General features: G+C 60.7%; 12 protein-coding genes. 2 read left to right on the top strand and 10 right to left on the bottom strand.

What is annotated here, in order from left to right:
• Nucleotides 1-30: 30 nt before the first annotated feature.
• From J7E41_RS10250 to J7E41_RS10205, 10 genes are all read right to left on the bottom strand, one after another.
• Nucleotides 31-2181, bottom strand: a complete 2151-nt coding sequence (locus J7E41_RS10250) for a phosphocholine-specific phospholipase C (RefSeq protein ID WP_214992350.1) — start codon at nucleotides 2179-2181, stop codon at nucleotides 31-33.
• Between the two features lie 466 nt (nucleotides 2182-2647).
• On the bottom strand, nucleotides 2648-4066 hold the full coding sequence (locus J7E41_RS10245) for an aldehyde dehydrogenase family protein (protein ID WP_214992348.1): 1419 nt from the start codon (nucleotides 4064-4066) through the stop codon (nucleotides 2648-2650).
• A 14-nt stretch (nucleotides 4067-4080) separates the two neighbouring features.
• Nucleotides 4081-5406 (bottom strand): aminotransferase class III-fold pyridoxal phosphate-dependent enzyme, encoded by a 1326-nt coding sequence (locus tag J7E41_RS10240; RefSeq protein ID WP_214992345.1) that lies wholly within the window; start codon nucleotides 5404-5406, stop codon nucleotides 4081-4083.
• Entirely contained in the window at nucleotides 5403-6920 is a 1518-nt protein-coding gene (locus J7E41_RS10235) for a serine hydrolase domain-containing protein (RefSeq protein WP_214992342.1), read from the bottom strand. Before J7E41_RS10235 ends, J7E41_RS10240 begins: the two co-directional genes overlap by 4 nt.
• Before the next feature lie 67 nt (nucleotides 6921-6987).
• Nucleotides 6988-8268: an OprD family porin gene (locus tag J7E41_RS10230; protein WP_214992339.1), complete on the bottom strand. Its 1281-nt coding sequence runs from the start codon at nucleotides 8266-8268 to the stop codon at nucleotides 6988-6990.
• Between the two features lie 130 nt (nucleotides 8269-8398).
• On the bottom strand, nucleotides 8399-10030 hold the full coding sequence (locus J7E41_RS10225) for an ABC transporter ATP-binding protein (RefSeq protein ID WP_214992336.1): 1632 nt from the start codon (nucleotides 10028-10030) through the stop codon (nucleotides 8399-8401).
• A gap of 2 nt (nucleotides 10031-10032) precedes the next feature.
• Nucleotides 10033-10902 carry an ABC transporter permease gene (locus tag J7E41_RS10220; RefSeq protein WP_214992333.1) on the bottom strand — a complete coding sequence of 290 codons (870 nt, stop codon included), beginning with the start codon at nucleotides 10900-10902 and terminating at the stop codon, nucleotides 10033-10035.
• A complete protein-coding gene (locus tag J7E41_RS10215; protein ID WP_214992330.1) occupies nucleotides 10899-11840 on the bottom strand; it encodes an ABC transporter permease in 942 nt (313 codons plus the stop codon). Before J7E41_RS10215 ends, J7E41_RS10220 begins: the two co-directional genes overlap by 4 nt.
• 11 nt (nucleotides 11841-11851) lie before the next feature.
• Nucleotides 11852-13420: an ABC transporter substrate-binding protein gene (locus J7E41_RS10210; RefSeq protein ID WP_214992327.1), complete on the bottom strand. Its 1569-nt coding sequence runs from the start codon at nucleotides 13418-13420 to the stop codon at nucleotides 11852-11854.
• A gap of 126 nt (nucleotides 13421-13546) precedes the next feature.
• A complete protein-coding gene (locus tag J7E41_RS10205) occupies nucleotides 13547-14413 on the bottom strand; it encodes an alpha/beta hydrolase (protein WP_214992324.1) in 867 nt (288 codons plus the stop codon).
• Between the two features lie 131 nt (nucleotides 14414-14544).
• Here J7E41_RS10205 and J7E41_RS10200 point away from each other — a divergent pair, with 131 nt between their 5' ends.
• Nucleotides 14545-15423 carry a LysR family transcriptional regulator gene (locus J7E41_RS10200; RefSeq protein WP_214992320.1) on the top strand — a complete coding sequence of 293 codons (879 nt, stop codon included), beginning with the start codon at nucleotides 14545-14547 and terminating at the stop codon, nucleotides 15421-15423.
• Nucleotides 15424-15878: 455 nt separating this feature from the next.
• Nucleotides 15879-17294 carry a tyrosine-type recombinase/integrase gene (locus J7E41_RS10195; protein WP_214992315.1) on the top strand — a complete coding sequence of 472 codons (1416 nt, stop codon included), beginning with the start codon at nucleotides 15879-15881 and terminating at the stop codon, nucleotides 17292-17294.
• The last annotated feature ends 451 nt before the right edge of the window (nucleotides 17295-17745 follow it).

Here is a 17745-nt window from a genome sequence, read left to right as displayed (position 1 = left end):
TACAGAAAACAGCTAGGCGATAGCTGCCCCTTATATGCGCTTGCCCATCAACGGATCGCTGATGCTGTGCTCTCCCGTCTCGATCCGCCCTGCCACCCGGCGCCTCCAACCATGCTCATCGCGTAACTTGAAGTCATACCAGCCACCGCTGGGCTGGCAGGAGAACGTGCGCTGCAGGGTGCCGCCGCCCGGTATCTCAAAGAGCCAGGGGCCTTGCTTGGTGTAAGGACAGCGGCCGATGCTGACCGACGCCGAGCGCTTGCTGTTATTGATCAACGTCAGTAGCAGCGCGTCTCCACGATAGGACACTAACAATTCGGGCTCGTCACGTTTCAGGTTCCCCTGGAATGATCGATGAAAACCGTTCGGACCCAGCAGCCAGAGCTTGTAGGCGCCAAGGGTTTGCCATGTGTCACTGAGGGTTTTGCCGGCTTCCACGGTGTAGCGCCGTGGTATGTCTTCCAGGCGTAGACGGTTGTAGACGTGGAACACTGCGCCTTGCTCACCACGGTTAATGAAGTCCAGGGCCAGCGATCTGGCGCGACGGTCAGTCGAAGCCTCGACGCTCAAGCTATAGGGCAAGGCTCGGGATGGCCGCGCCATACGCTCCTGATGCGGCGCCTGTTGCCGACCCACCGCTGGCAGGGCGACCTGGGCCAGTTGCTCCTGGCGCTGGCGCAGCAAGTCAGCGGCCTGCCGGGTGGTGGTGTGCAGCGGCGGCAGGGTTTCGGTGTTGGGGTTGACGAAGTTGAACGCCGACGTGAGGTCGCCACACACGGCCCGACGCCAGGCGCTGATATTGGGTTCGCGCACCCCAAAGCGTTTTTCCAGAAACTGCAGTACCGAGGTGTGATCAAACGCTTGGGAGTTGACCCAACCGCCGCGGCTCCACGGCGACAGGACCAGCATGGGCACCCTTGGGCCAGGCCCGTAGACGCCACCGTCGGGCTTGGGTTGTTGGGTCGAACCGGGTGGCGCCGGGTGGGTGAAAATCTCACTGTCGAACTTCACCGTGGACTTGCCGGCGAAGCTGCCGTCCAGCCGCTTTGAGGGGGCCGACGGCGATGGCACATGGTCGAAGAAACCATCGTTTTCATCGTAGTTGACCAGCAACACAGTCTTGCTCCAGACCTGCGGGTTGTCGGTCAACGCCTTGAGGATCTCCTGGGTGAACCAGCCGCCCTGCACAGGACTGGAAGGCCCGGGGTGTTCGGAGTAATTGGCCGGGGCGACGATCCAGCTCACCTGGGGCAGGCGTCCACCGTGCACATCATCGCGAAAGCCCTGGATGATCGCTTCCAGTTGGCTACCACCGCTGGCCGGGAGGGTGTTGCCGTTGCCCTTGTACAACGGCACCCGGGCATTGAGTTGATCGCTGTAAGGCACGAAGGCCGTAAAGTCATTCGGTGGCTGCGCGGGGTTGCCGGCAGCGACACTGGCGGCGCGGTACTGGCGAAAGCCGGCCAATGGGTTATCGCCAAAGTTGTCCGGCAAGAACTGATAGACCTTCCAACTGACGCCCGCCTCTTCCAGGCGTTCGGGGTACGTTTTCCAGGTGTAGCCCACCGTCACGGCGCCGGGGCCATCCCATTCGTTGACCACCGCCGCGACATTGGCCCCGGTCGGCCCGTTGGTGCCGGTCCAGTGGAACAGCCGATTCGGGTTGGTGCCGGCGTGCACCGAACAATGGTAGGCATCGCACAGGGTGAAGGTGTTAGCCAGGGCAAACTGGAACGGTAACTCCTGCTCGCGGTAGTAACCCATGGACGTGGACGTCTTGAACGTCGGCCAGGCATTCATCCGACCACTGCCCCAGGCGGCATGCTCGTCCACCCAGGAGTGCGGCGTACCGTTGACCCGCTGTGCGTTGCCGCGCGAACTGTCCAGGTGATAGGGCAATACCCGCCGCCCGACACCCTGCTGCTCCCAGACCTTGTGCTTGCCGGGTAACGGAATAGTGAATCGATCACTGAAACCGCGCACGCCGGGCAAGGTGCCGAAGTAGTGATCGAATGAGCGGTTCTCCTGCATCAGGATCACCACATGCTCGACATCCCTGATCGTGCCGGTACGGTTGTTAGCGGGGATCGCCAGGGCCTGGCGGATGGAGTCGGGCAACAGCGTGAAGGTTGACCCGATAGCGGCCGCCTGCAGCAGCCTCCTGCGTGTGAGAGTAGGCATAAAGCTATTCAATCCCTTGGAGTTCTTGAACGACAAAGAAAGACTCAGGGCAAGGTAGAGGCTTCAGGAGACAAATAAATTACACCGCCGGGAAAAGACTGAAAAAATTGCGAACCGTCGGCGAGCACAAAGCTTGTGGCCTCGTGCAGGCAGGTATTCTGCTCACTCTAGAGGAAAAAATGGGAAGACCTTGCAAAATCCAAGCGTGCAAAAAAACCGAACTGGCTAGAGTTCGGCTTTTTTACTGAAATATAGGGTCCGTACGCTTAATGCCAGTCAGTCAAGAAGTAGAAGGGGGTAAAAAGTAACCTGTGGCGAGGGAGCTTGCTCCCGTTGGACTGCGCAGCAGTCCCATTTTTGGGGCCGCTTCGCGACCCAACAGGAGCAAGCTCCCTCGCCACAGGTACAGTGTTCGCCCTTAACTGACAGGCATTAGTCCGGACGCTGAGTTTTTTGGAGGAAACCGCTAATACCCGAATAGCGACTTGCTCTCCAGGTACTCGTCAAATCCCATCTCCCCCCATTCACGCCCATTACCCGACTGTTTATAGCCGCCAAACGGCGCGGCCTGGTCGGCCCGCGCGCCGTTGAGGTGGACCATGCCGGTGCGCAGTTGGCGGGCAACCCTGCGGCTGCGCGCAAGGCTTGCCGAGGTGACGTAACCCGACAAACCGTATGGGCTGTCGTTTGCGATGGCGATCGCTTCGGCTTCGCTGTCGTACGGCATGATCGCCAGGACCGGGCCGAAGATTTCTTCGCGCGCCACCAGCATGTCCGGCGTGACGTCGGCAAATATCGTCGGTTGCACGTAGTAGCCGCGCTCAACCCCTTGCGGCCGTCCCAGCCCACCGGCGATCAACCGCGAACCCTCGGCAATGGCCTGCGCGATCATGGCCTGAACCCGTTCGAACTGCATGGCGTTCGCCACCGGGCCGATGGCCGAGGTCGGGTTACTGTCGTCGTAGCACACCTGCGCCAGCACTTCCCGGGCGATATCAATCACCGCCTGTTGCTGCGCACGCGGCACCAGCAGGCGCGTCGGGGCATTACACGACTGGCCACTGTTGCGGATGCAGCCCAAGACCCCATGACGTACCGCACTGGGCAGGCAGGCATCGTCGAGCAGAATATTCGCGGATTTCCCACCCAGTTCCTGGGATACACGCTTGACCGTATCGGCCGCCATCTTGGCCACCGCGACGCCGGCGCGGGTCGAGCCGGTGAAGGACACCATATCCACGTCGGCATGGCGTGCCAGTGCGGCCCCCACGCCAGGACCATCGCCGTTGACCAGGTTGAATACGCCTTTCGGCACGCCAGCCTCATGCAGTACTTGAGCGAGGATATGCGCCGACAACGGCGCCCGCTCACTCGGTTTGAGTACCACGGTGCAGCCCACCGCCAGGGCGGGTGCGAGCTTGCAGGTGAGTTGATTGAGCGGCCAGTTCCAGGGCGTGATCAGGGCGCACACGCCGATGGGCTCGCGCACTACCAGCGTATTGCCCAGGCGGCGTTCGAAGCGGTACTCACGCAACACTTCCAGCGCCTGCACCAGATGCCCCAGACCCGCCGGCACATGGGCGTTGCGGGCCAGGGACAGCGGCGCGCCCATCTCCAGGTGCACCGCTTCGATCAGCGCCTCGCTGTGGCGTCTGTAGGTTTCGATGATGCTGTGCAGCAGGTCGATACGTGCCTCAAGCGAACTCGCGGCGAATGCCGGGAAAGCCTGCCGGGCCGCGCTGACCGCACGGTCTACATCGTGAGTGTCACCCAGGATGATGCGCGCAACCACCTGCTCGGTGGACGGGTCCACCACCGCTTCGACGGTTTCGCCGTGGGGTTTGACCCAGGCGCCGTCAATGTAGAACTCAAACAAATCGGACATGCCGTCGACTCCCTTCAGGCAACCTGATTCAAAGCACCCGCCAAGGTGTCAAACACCTGGGCGATCTCCTGCTGGCTGATCACCAACGGCGGTGAGATCACGATGGTGTCGCCCGAGCCACGCACCAGCACGCCGTGCTCAAAGCACCACTGCGCCACTTCGCTGCCGCGTGCGCCGGCGGCACCGGGGCGCGGTTGCAGCTCGACGGCGCAGAGCAAACCGATGGTGCGTACGTCCAGTACCGGGCCAACGCCCTGCAGCGTCAGCGCGGCAGACTGCCAGAGCCCGCTGACCGCGTTGACGTGTTGATTGATGCCCAACTCGCGATGCACCTCGATGGTCGCCAGCCCCGCCGCACACGCCAGCGGGTGCGCTGAATAGGTGTAGCCGTGCATCAGCTCGATAACGTTCGCCGGCCCGGCCATGAACGCTTCATACACCGCGCCGCTGACCAGCACGCCCCCCATGGGCACGGCGCCGTTGGTCAGGCCTTTGGCAGTGGTGATCAGGTCCGGCGTCACACCGAAGGCTTGGGCGGCGAAGCTGGCGCCAACGCGACCAAAGCCGGTAATCACTTCGTCGAATATCAGCAGCACACCGTGCTGGGTGCAGATCTCGCGCAAGCGTTGCAAATACCCCTGGGGCGGTGGATACACGCCGCCGGAGCCCGTCACCGGCTCGACGATCACTGCGGCTACGGTGCTCGGGTCCTGGATGTCCAACAGTTGCGACAGCGCATCGGCGTAACTCGCGCCCTGCTGCGGCTGCCCCGTGCTGAAGCGCATTCGCGCGTCGTACGGCAGCGGCAGGTGTGACACCTCCCCCAGCAGCGGACCAAAGTCACGCTTCTGCCGGCCGATACCCGACACCGAAAGGCCACCGAAACCCATGCCGTGGTAACCCTTGGCACGCCCGATAAACTTGGTGCGGCGGCTGTCGCCCCGAGCTTGGTGATACGCCCGGGCAATCTTCAGCGCGGTGTCCACCGCCTCGGAACCCGAGTTGGTGAAGAACACCTGCTCCATGCCCGCCGGGCTGATGCCGATCAGGCGCTCGGCCATCTCCAGGGCCTGGGGGTGACTCATCTTGAACGAGGAGACAAAGTCCAGGCGCCCCGCCGCTTCGCGAATGGCTTCGACAATTTTTGGCTGGCCATGCCCGGCGTTGACGCACCACAACCCCGCCATCGCGTCGAGTACCCGCCGGCCATCGGTGGTGGTGTAGTACATACCGTCGGCGCTGGCGAACATCATCGGTTGTTGCTGGAACTGGCGCATCGGGGTAAACGGCGCCCAGAACGCGCCGCACTCGGAACCTGATGGGTTGGAAATATCGTTCATGGCGACTCCTGCAAAGTGGTTCTTGGATGACCGGTCAGCGTCGGGCGCTGCAACGGGCCTGCGTTGACGTTGACGCTGCGGTCCACAGACAAAATGCCGCGCTCGATGCGACAGATGACTTGGTCACAAAACGCCGTTTCGACAAATTGCCAGGTCATGCTCAACACCCCGTCTTCGGTCCAACGCGCCTGCGCCACCACCGCGGTGATTTCCGGCTGGTATTGGTGGTGCAGATAGTGGCCGGTCATGCTGGTCTGGCTTTCGATGCCATCGGCCAGCCCGGCGCGAATGCAGTGGGTGCCGCGCGGGTCGGTAAGGTAGAAGTCGCAGTAGCTGGCGCCGAACACCAGACGCACTTCGCTGACCTGATCTTCATTGGCCTCCATCAAGAACGAGCCGCTGAACTCGGCCTGACGCGGCGAGGTCGACGCACCTGCCAGGGATGGTCGCTGATGACGTGCCGACAGCGCGACAAGCCCTGCGTCTGCCGCGCTGTCGGCCGGCACGTCCAACGCAGGAAACAGGTGCTCCCACAGTAGGCTGTGCAAGCGTCGCTCGCCCAATGGCAGCCCGGCAGTAAATGCAATCACCGTGTTCTGCTGCGGCAGCACAATGCACTGTTGGCCAAACACCCCAGAGGCGTAATAGCCACCGTGCTGGGTCATCCACCACTGGTAGCCGTAACCCTCGCGGCGCGTGATACCGGCGTCGCTGGACTCGTCGCGACTGAGGTAGCGCTTGCCATCGAAGGCGCCCATCCACACATCATCGACATGCCCGCGCGTGGCTTCGGCCACCCACTCGCTGGACAGCAATTGCCGTCCCTCCCAATTGCCTTGCTGCAAGTGCAGCACGCCGAACTTGAGCAAATCCTCGGTGCTGCAACTCAAGCCATTGCCGCCGGTGTTGTAGCCGCCCGGCGCAAGGTCCCACTCGATGCGCCCCATGCCCATGGGTTGGAAGATACGTGCGTTGCACAGCTCAAAGGCCGTCTGGCCGCTGACCACACTGACAATGGCCGAGAGCATGAAACTCGACGCGCTGCTGTAGATGAACCGGTGCCCTGGCGGGTATTCCACCGGTTCCTTGAGGAACAACTTGACCCAGCTTTCACTGCGCCCACGCCAGGCCCCGCCGGAAATGCCCTGGCGATGCCCGGTGCGCATGGTCAGCAAATCGCGCACGGTCATTGCCGCCAGGTGTTCGCTGATGTGTGCAGGGCAATCGGCGGCAAAAAAGCCGACGACCTTGGCGTCCAGCGACAGCACGCCGTCATCGACCAACAGCCCGATGGCCATGGACACCCAGCTCTTGGTCGCCGAATGCTGAACGTGGAGTCGGTCGGCACGCCAAGGTGCCCAAAACGCTTCGGCCACCACCGCGCCGTCGCGGTACAGCATGAAACTGTGCAACTCCAAGCCCGTAGCGTTCACCGCATCGATGAAATCACTCACGCCACGCGCCGATACGCGTTGTTGACTGGGCAATGCCCGTCGCAACGGCAAACTCGTCATCTGATCTATCCCCTCATTCCCACTGCTTGGCCGTGCAACAGGCTCACCCTGTTGCACGCCGTTACCGCTACCAGAGCGCCAGGGTGTAGCCCAGGATCACTCGGTTCTCATTGGTGTCGCGGGCGAAGTTGCTGGTGGCGCTGGCGTTCTGCCAACGCAGCGACACGTTCTTGAAGCTGCCACTCTGCACCACATAGCCCAGGCTCAAATCACGTTCCCACTCGCGCCCTTCCCCGCTGAAACCGATGACCTTGGCGTTGTCGCCCTTGGCATAACGCGTCGAGAACAGCAGGCCCGGAATACCCAGCGCAGCGAAGTCATAGTCATAGCGGGCATGCCAAACGCGTTCGCCGGTCTGGGAGAAGTTGGCCAATTGGTACTCGGAGAACAGGTAGGTGTTGGTACCGTCGACATAGGTGAACGGCGTCGAGCCGTACTGCTCCTGGTATCCGCCGCTCAGGTTGTGGCCATAGAGGCCGTAGCCCACTCGGGTACTCAACGCACGGTTATCCACTTTGCCGGCCAGCGCCGCGGCATCTTCGCTGGCGTTGAAGTAACGGATGTCAGTCTTGAACGTGCCGGGGCCCCACTTGAAGCTGTTTTTCAAACCCAGGTAATGCTGTTGGTACAGGCTCTCCAGTTGTGCGAACTGGTAGGTGACCACGGTGGTCGGCGTCAGCGCGTACTCGCCACCGGCGTAGCGGAACTCATCACTTTTGGCGCTGCTTTTATAGGCGCCGTACTGGCTGGTGAGGCCCATGTCTTCGTAGTGAGTCGAGTCGCGTTGCTTGACCTGGTCCAGTTGGCCCACGGTCAGCGTCAGCTTGTCGATGTCTTTGGAGGTCAGCGCCGTACCACTGAAACTCTGTGGAAACAGGCGACTGAGGTTCGGTTGCAGGGTGGGCAGGTCGGGCACCATATAGCCCACACGCAGCTCGCTTTGGGCCAGGCGCGCCTTGCCGGTGATACCGAGCTTGGCGTAGTTGTCGTGGGCGCGACGGGCATAGCTGGGGGAGCCCGGCTCGGCCACGCTTGAGCGCGCCAACAGCCCTGTGCCTGAATTGTCCGGGCTGGAATCGAGCTTCACACCCAGCATGCCGACCGCGTCGAGACCAAAGCCTAAGGTACCGTCAGTGAAACCCGACTCAACCTTGAGGATAAATCCCTGTGCCCACTCGGCCCGCTTGTTCTGCCCCGTGGACTCGCGATAGTCGCGGTTGAAGTAATAGTTCTTCAATTCAAGCGAAGCTTTGCTGTCGGCGACGAAGTCGGCCTGGGCAAACAAGGGCATGAAACCGGCGCCCATGACACCAGCACTGGTGACGACTTTGTTGATGCGGTTATTCATGTGTACGTTCCTGGCAGACAGGTTGAGTGGGGTTGTTTTTGTTTTCTTCGGCCATGGCTTCGCCTGCTTCGCAAATCAGCGATTTACGAAGGGCTGGGTTTCAACGCCATTGCCTGGGGTGTTGCGGTACCTAGATCACGCTGGCACGCAGGCGATAACTGCCATCCGCACCTTTCTCCAAGGGGCTGGCCGCCGCGAGTAGCCGGCGGGTATAGGGGTGTTGTGGGGTGTCGAAAATCCTGTCGCGCGGGCCCATTTCAACCACCTCGCCCTGGTTCATCACCGCCACGCGATGGGCGATGCGCTCCACCGCCGAGAGGTCGTGGGAGATAAACAGACAGGCAAACCCGTACTGGCGTTGCAGGCGTTCGAACAGTTCGAGGATCTGCTTCTGGATGGTCATGTCCAATGCCGAAATCGGCTCGTCGGCGATCACCAGCTTGGGCCGCCTGACCAGCGCCCGGCCAATCGCCACGCGCTGGCGTTGGCCACCGGAGAGCTGGTGAGCAAAGCGCTCACGGAACTGCTCGGGCAAGCCCACATCGACCAGGGTGTCGGTGACCCGCTGGCGTTTTTGCGCAGGCGTCAGCCCCGGCTCATGGCGCAGCGGCTCGGCGATGATCTGGCCGACGGTCATGCGCGGGTCAAGGGACGAATACGGGTCCTGGAAAATCATCTGGCATTGCAGGCGATGCACACGGTTGGCGGCCTTGAGGATATCCACGCCCTGGAACAGGATCGCCCCGGCGCACGGTGTGACCAACCCGACCACCGCACGCCCGAGAGTAGTCTTGCCCGAACCACTGCCACCGACCAGGGCCAGGGTCTCGCCGGGGGCGATGCTCAGGTTCACCGAATGCACGACGCGCTTGGGCACGCTGCGCCCCCAGAAACTGCGCGGGCCGGGATGTTCGATACACACATCCTGAACCTGCAACAGCGCGTTGTCGGCAGCCGGCAATGGCACCAGCTCGCCGCGGCGAGGCAGCGCTTCCAGCAACTGGCGGGTGTAGTCGGCCTTTGGCGCAAACAGGATGTCTTCGATGCTGCCCTGCTCCACCGCCTTGCCCGAGCGCATCACCACCACCTTGTGGGCATAACGCGCCACCAGGGACAGGTCGTGGCTGATAAACAGGATCGCAGTGCCTTGCTCGCGAGTCAGTTCCAGCATCAGCTCGATCACATCCAGTTGCGCCAGGCAATCCAGCGCCGTAGTCGGCTCGTCGGCAATCAGCAGTGCCGGGCGCAGCAACATCACCGACGCGAGCATGATGCGTTGGCGCATGCCACCGGAGAACTGGTGCGGGTAGGACGCCAGGCATTTCTCGGCGTCCTTGATGCCGATGCGCTGGAGCATGGCGATACAGCGCCGACGGATCGTTGCGGCGTCCAGCGTGGTGTGCAGCTTGAGCGCCTCACTCATCTGCCGGCCAATCGTCAGGGCGGGGTTGAGCGAAACCATCGGTTCCTGGAACACCATGCCGATCCGCGCACCGCGCACTCCACGCATCGCCTTGGCATCGCCGGTATTGAGCGGTTCGCCCTGGAAGGTGATGCGACCTCCACACACCTGCATCGGCGCCGGCAGCAAGCCAATGGCAGCCCGGGCGGCCATGGTCTTGCCGCTGCCCGACTCGCCCACCAACGCGACGATTTCTCCGGGGGCCATGGTGAAGCTGAAGTCATCGACGGCCAGCGGACCGTCTGCGCCGACGCGAATCTGTAGATTTTCAACAGCCAGTAACGGTACTGGAGCGCTCATGCTCATTTCCTCATGCGCGGGTCGAGACGATCACGCAAGGCATCGCCGAACAGATTGATAGCCAACAACGTCAGGCTGATAAAGATGCCCGGGAAGATCCCCAGCCACGGCGCCGTCGAGATATAGCTGCGGCTTGCCGAAAGCATGCTGCCCCAGGTGGCGGCAGGCGGTGGCACCCCAAGGCCAAGGAAGCTCAGCGCACTCTCCGAGAGCAAGGCCCAGCCGAACATGCTGGTGGCCAGCACACACAACGGCGCCAGGCAGTTGGGGGTGATGTGACGGAACATGGTGTACAGCTCGGAGTTGCCGATCACCCGTGACGCCTCGATAAACTCCAACTCGCGCAATGACAACACGCTGCCACGCACCACCCGTACCACTGAGGGGGTGTAGGCGATGCCCAGGGCGAGCACGATGCCGTACTGGCTGGCGCCCACGATCGCCATGATGCCCAGCGCCATGAGGATGCCGGGAAACGCCAGCAACGCATCGTTGAGCATCATCAGCACGCGGTCGGTCCAGCCGCGCAGATAACCAGCGAGCATGCCGATCACTGTGCCGCAGATAACCGCCACGCTTACCGAGAGCAGGCTGATCCACAGGCTGGTGCGCGCACCAATGATCAAACGGCTGAACACATCACGGCCGAATTCGTCAGTGCCCAACCAGTGCGAGGCGTTCGGGGCGTGCAGACGTGAGAGCAGGTCCAGCTTGAGCGGGTCATAAGGCGTCCACACCACGCCGAGCAACGCCAGCAGCACCAACGCCGTGAGCAAGGTACCGCCGATCAACGCGTTCAGCGGTGGGTACCGCCAGGACCGCCGCGGCTGAGTACCCAGCCCGGTCGGCAAGGCAGGAGTCTTGAGGTTCATAGCTTCACCCTTGGATCGAACAGCGGATACAGCAGATCCACCAACAGGTTGACCAACACATAGATGCAAGTGACCAGCAGCAGGCAACCCTGCAACACCGGGTAGTCGCGGGAGAAGATCGCATCGACCATCAGCCGGCCGATACCGGGCAAGGTGAACACGGTTTCCAGTACCGCAATGCCGCCGAGCAAGTTACCGAGGATCAAACCGATCAGCGTCCAGGTCGGCGCAAACGCGTTACGCAGAGCGTGTTTGCACAGCACCGCGCCCTCCGACAACCCCTTGGCCCGTGCATGGGCGATGTACTCCAGGCGCAGCACTTCAATGGTGCTGGCCCGTGCCATGCGTGCAATGGCGCCGAACTCCACCAGGGTCAGGGTGATAATCGGCAGCACCACATAGGTCACCGCCTTCATCGGGTCGCTGGCGAAGCCGACGTAGCCGATCACCGGCAACCAGCCCAACTGAATACCGAAGACGTACAGCAGCAGCAATCCCAACCAGAAGCTGGGCACCGACAACAGCAATGTCGCCGTCGCCACCAGACCCAGGTCCATCGCGCTGTTCTGCTTCCAGGCCGCGAGCAAGCCCACCGGTACCGCGAGCAGGGTCGCCAGCAACACAGCGACGAGCACCACCGTGGCGCTCACACTGAAACGTTCGAGCAGCAACTCCAACACTGGCTGACGGCTGCTGATGGACACCCCAAGGTCGCCACCGAGTACCGACTTGATCCAGATCAGGTACTGGGTCACCACCGAGTGGTCCAACCCCAAGCTGCTGCGCATATCGGCGAGGCTTTGCGGGTCGGCCATGTCGCCGAGCATCAGCAAAGCAGGGTCACCGGGAATCAGGCGGATCAAGGCAAATACAATCACCGAGATCAGCAGCAGGGTCGGCACTGCCATGCCGAGCCTGTGCAATATGAATCGAAACATAGCTGTGCGCCTTACTTGGAAGTGTCGGCCAGCTTCACGCCCCACAGGCGCGGCTTGGCAACGGGCCAGGAGCGGTAACCTTCAACGCGTTTGCCCATGGCGCCGATCGCTGTACCGTTGTAGATGACCACCATCGGCACATCCCTGAGCATCAGGGTGTGCAGCTTGTCGAACAGCGGCTGGCGCTTGGCAGGGTCCACCTCACGCTGGACCTCACGCAATATCTCCAAGGCTTGGGGGTTGTCCCAGACTTTGCGCGGCTCCTTTTGCTTGTCGCCGATCACCGATTCGTAGCTTTGTGCCGCATCGAAACGACCCGAATAAGAAAAAGACATCATCTGGTAGCTGCCGGTCTGGTAGCGCTCCAACTGCGTGCCCCACTCCAGGGTCTCCATCTCGATATTCAGCCCAGCCGCCTGGGTCATGGCCTGGCTCAGCAAGCCCATGTCGAACATTTGGGGGTAGCGCTTGTTGACCAGCATGCGGATTTTTTCGCCGTCATATCCGGCCTCTTTCAACAAGCGCCGGGCCTCTTCCAGATTGTAGGTATACCCCTGGTGCGCGGTGTCGTCGTAATACGGGCTGGCGCTGGGGATCACCGAGTTGTTGACCACCGACAAGCCATCGGATAACGCTGCAACCATCTGCGCATAATCCAGGGACAACGCTACCGCCCGACGAATGCGCACGTCCTTGAGCAACGGGTCACGGGTCTGGAACAACAGACCACTGATGGTCATGATCGGGCTGACCTGAATCTGCAGGTTCTTGACCTGCTTGAGCTGTGAGGCGTCCATCGCCGTCACGTCCGGCAGCAGGTCCACGCCCCCGGACAGCAGCGCAGCCTTGGCCGACGCCGAATCGGGGATCACCTCGAAACGCACCTTGTCGACAAACGCCTGCTTGTTGCCGGTGTACCCGTCCGCTTCGGCCTCGGCCCGCGGGGTGTACTCCTTGAAGCGATCCAGCTCGACGTACTGGCCCTTCTGCCATTTGCCCAGGGTGAACGGCCCGGTGCCAATCGGTGCGCGCCAGCTGCCATCGGCGGCCAGTGAATCCGCGTGCAGAATGCCGCTGCCAGCGCAATCCGGACGGGCCATCGCGGCCAGGAACAAGCCATTGGCCTGGTCTAGCTGGAACACCACGGTTTTCGCGTCAGGGGTGGAGACATCGATAATTTTGGCCGCACCACGGCCATCGAACTCCGCCAGGCAGCGCCACTGGGTCTTGGGGTCAAGGTAGCGCTGCCAGGTCCATTGCACATCCCTGGCCGTCAACAACTGGCCATTTTGAAAGTGCACCCCGTCGCGCAAGGTAAAGGTGTAGCGCAGGCCGTCCGGCGAGATGGCGACCGCGCTGGCGAGCATTGGCGCGATGCTGGTGTCTTCGCGATATGCCACCAGCCCTTCGACGATATGCATCATCACCGCGTCGGTATTGTCGTCGCGATTGACGCCCGGCTCGGTGCTGCGGATATCACCATTGAGGCCAACACTGATGACCTTGTCTTGTGCGACGGCCATGGACACTGTGCACGCCGACATCGCGACGGCCAACGCCGTCTTTACATAACTATTCACGGGAGAAAGACTCCTTGAAGAAATATTCCGGTCAGTGGCAAGGGCCAAGGCAGGACCGGCATCAGAATGAGTGAATCCTTGGTTATTGTTATACGGCCTGTTCTGAATGCATCTACCAGCGGTGTGTCAGCCAAGGCTGCGTTTATGGCGCAATACCTTGGCGAAAAAGTTTTGGGCGGCCGGCATGGCCTTGACGCCCTGGTGGGCCACGTTGGGTAACAGATCAAAGTGCACCTGCACACCAGCGGCTTCGAAACTTGCCTTCAAAGTGGCCAGGCGTTCCGGGCGTGTGCGTCCGGCAGCGTTGGCGCCCGCCATGTAGTGTTTGCCGCCTTCGCGGTGGGTGATTTCCCACGTTTCGAGGTCGGAATCACCCACCACCATGTGTACCGGCAGTTGCTGCAAGGCTTGCAGGTTCAGCGGTTTGCCGAAGCGCGCCGCGAAGTCCCGCACCCCTACCCACCAGTCCTGGTCGGCATCGAGCAAGGTCACCGAGCCCGGCGCACCGATGGACGCCGCCCAGAGTTTCTCGGGGTGCAGATAGCAGAATCGATGGGTGAATTGCCCGCCGCCGGAATACCCGAACAGCGCGAAGGTCTCGAAGCGGCGACCGTAGCGCTCGCCGACGCTGGCGATCATGTCGAGCAACACCTGGTCGTAACGAATATCGCCCTCGACCATCTGCTTGTAGCCATCACCATTGCCGTCGCCCAGCACGCCGACCGGGAACAGCGGCGACAGGATCACACAATCGTTCCAGCGGCCAAATTCCGCGAAGCCGTTGCGATATATCTCCATCGCACGGGTAGAACCGTGCAGCGACACCACCAGATCTACTGGTCGAGTGCTGTCTTCGATGGTCTCGGGTACATAGAGGGTGTAGGCAAACCGACTGTCTTCGGTGTGGGAATACACCGTGGTAGCGCCGAGGTGGTACACGCTCTTGGCAGCACGCAATGCTGCCTCTTCAGGACTGTTATCTGGATTGCTCATTGGGAAAGTTCGCCGAATCAGTTCGGATTTGAGTATTGGTCGGGTGCCACAAAAAGAAAAACTAATTAAACTTTAGGCAGGATAAACAAAACCTTTATGATTCAGCCGCACCCATGACGCCGGGCCCACCCATGAGCAACATTCGTTTTTTCAAGACGTTTATCGCCGTCGCCGAGTACGGCAGCTTCGCCGCCGCCGCCGACCGCGTGGCACTCACCAACGCCGCCGTCGGCCAGCAAATGCGCGCACTCGAAGAGGAGATGCGCCGACCGTTGTTCGACCGCAGCCAGCGGCAAATCAAACTGAGCCGCGATGGTGTGCTGTTGCTGCCCAAGGCCAAGCGACTGCTGGCGGACTACGAGCAAATGATCGCCGAAGCCCCCGACGGCCTGGCCATGGAGGGCGAAGTGTCCATCGGCGGCATTACCTCCGGCATGGGCCTGCTCGCCAATTGCCTGGTGCAACTGAAAAAGCTGCACCCAAGGATATCGGTCAACCTGATGACCGCCCGCTCCGATGAAGTGGCCAACCTGGTACACGCCGCCAAGCTCGACGCCGCCTTGCTGATCGAGACCGCACGGCAAAATTTCGATGGCTTGAGTTGGACCCTGCTCTACAACGAACCGATCGTCATGCTTGCCAACGCCACACAAACCGCCGGTATTAACGACGCCGTGGAATTGCTCAGAACCCAGCCGTTTATTCGCTACGACAGGTCCACGGCAGTGGGCCGTAAAGTGCAGTCAATCATCAAGAGCGAATCGGTCGAGCCGTTGGAGATTCTGGAACTGAACTCGATCATTGGTATCGCCGATCTGGTTCGCCAACAAGTCGGCGTGGCAATCGTGCCATTGCTGAAGAACTTTGACTGGCATAAAGACCCCAGCCTGCGGGTGCTGCCGCTGCCGGGTGATCTGGCCGTACGCCGGGTGGGAATATTGGAGCAAGGCACCAAAAGTGCGATTACCGGGGAGATTCGCAAGTTGCTGATGTTGGCTGTGGCGAAGTGACGCAAGACATATCGGGCTCAAACCGTGGCCTGTCCCTGAGGGATCCGAGCGAGGGTATGACCAAAAACTACCAGCGAGACCACGAGGAAATCATCTGGTCCGAGGCTATTCCGGACCTGAATATCAGTGAAATCACCGGATAGTATTGCGCGAGTTTTGCGCAGACACAAAAAAGCCGATCCATCTGATCGGCTTAAGTGACTGACTTTACTCAGGAATATGGTCGGGACGGAGTGATTCGAACACTCGACCCCTAGCACCCCATGCGCTTATTTTATGTATTTCCATGGATCCTCATAGCGCCTTATGGAAAGCCTAAACCTAGCAAATATAAGGGCTACAAGCTAGATTGACGTCTATCAAGATCCACAAACATCCACCGCTAGCTGAGCGCTTCGGTGGGGCAAAAAGTGGGGCAAAATTCCAAAGCACTGGACGCAGGCAAGGGGTAGACAGTGGCAAAACTAACGGTGAAACAACTGGAGGCGCTCACCTCTGCGGATGACGGCAGAACGCTGCGCGAAGACGGCGGCCTAACTGCCAAGGTTCGCGCGGGTGTACGCGGCGTCACGCTCCTGTTTCGCTACGAGTTCAAACTGCACGGAACCAAACGCGATCATCGCCTGGGTAGCTGGCCCAAAAAGCCGCTGGCGCAGATCCGTGCCGAGCGTGACGAAATGAGAGCTGACGTCAGCAAAGGCATAGACCCCCTCACCGCCCGTAAGGCCAGCAGGATCGAGGCCCAAGCGGCCATAAACGCCACCATTGCCGTCGCAGCGCGCGAGTGCGCCGCAAACAAGACAGTCACTGACCTCTTCGAGGAGTGGCTATGCGACGGCGTATCCCGTCAGGACGGCAACGCCGAACTGCGCCGCAGTTTCAACAAAGACGTGTTACCACTCATTGGCAATAAGCCACTGCGCGACCTTACCGAGAAAGATCTGCTCACCGTCCTGCGCTTGATCAAAGCCCGCGGCCTCAACCGCGCCGTTGTGATTCGCGGTAAGGACATCGGCCAGATGCTGCGCTGGGCCGAGAAACGCAAGCCGTGGCGCGCCCTAATGGTCGATGGAAATCCGGCTCATTTGATAGACGTCAACACACTGCTCGACCACGACTATCAAGAACAACGCAACCGCCTCCTTTGCATCGACGAAATCCAAGAGCTGCGCGATATCTTCGCCCGCCTGGAGCGCGACTATGACGCCCTACTCGCCGGCCAGAAATATTCAGGCATCCGACCGGTGAATCCGCGCGTGCAGTGCGCCGTCTGGATCTGCCTCGGTACGCTCTGCCGTATTGGCGAACTGCTCAAGTCTGAATGGCAGCACGTGGATCTGGAAAAAGGCACTTGGCTCATTCCCGCCAAAGCCACCAAAGGCCATAGGGGCAAACGTCAGGATCACCACGTGTTTATGTCCCCTTTCGTGCAGACACAATTCAGGCTGTTGCTCGAGGAAACCGGACATACGCCGTTCTGCTTCCCCAGCAAAGACGAGAAAAGCCATGTTGATACGAAGACAGTTAGCAAATTGATCGGTGACCGCCAGTGCCGATTTAAGAACCGAAGCAAACCCCTTGCTGGCCGCCACCACGATGATTCTCTGGTGCTGAACAAGGGACGCCAGGGTGAATGGACTCCTCACGATTTGCGTCGGACAGGTGCAACCATGATGCAGGCGCTCGGTATAACCATCGAGATAATTGATCGCTGCCAAAATCATGTACTGGCTGGATCAAAGGTTCGGCGACATTATCTTCATCATGACTATGCCAAGGAAAAAACCGAGGCTTGGAGATTGCTAGGTCTACGTCTTGAAAAAATTTTTGCAACGCCCTCTAGCGATCAACTGCTTCTATTCCCCAATTAATAGCCTCCAGTGAAGCTGCGAAAAATACTCTCTTGAACAGATACATTTCTGGCATCCACTTGGGGAGCCACCCATCAGGCGCCTTCCATCGATGACATCGCCTCCGCCACCTTTGTACGACAAAGCCCTGATTATTCGAAGCTTTATTTTTTACCACTCCAAGTCCCCCATCCAGCCCCCCCCACTTTGTGGCCCGCTCTCGCTGCGCCTCCTTGGACAATGCCCTTCTCCTTTACTACACGGACCCAGCCGATATGAAGTCGTGGGCACCTTGCGCCGAACGGTGAGTTGTTTTGGGGAGAAGGGTGTTCACGCCGACACCGAATTGACCCAGCGGCCGAAAAACCGCTGACCCAAGCAGGCTTCAAGGCTACGGATCTCTGCTGGGTATCTACCTATCTATGTTGGGGCAGTCTTGTCCCAGCAGGCGGGCAATTCCGCATCAGCGCCA

Source organism: Pseudomonas fluorescens (assembly GCF_018614655.1).
Lineage (GTDB): Bacteria > Pseudomonadota > Gammaproteobacteria > Pseudomonadales > Pseudomonadaceae > Aquipseudomonas > Aquipseudomonas fluorescens_BX.
This window is presented reverse-complemented; position numbering and strand designations above follow the sequence as displayed.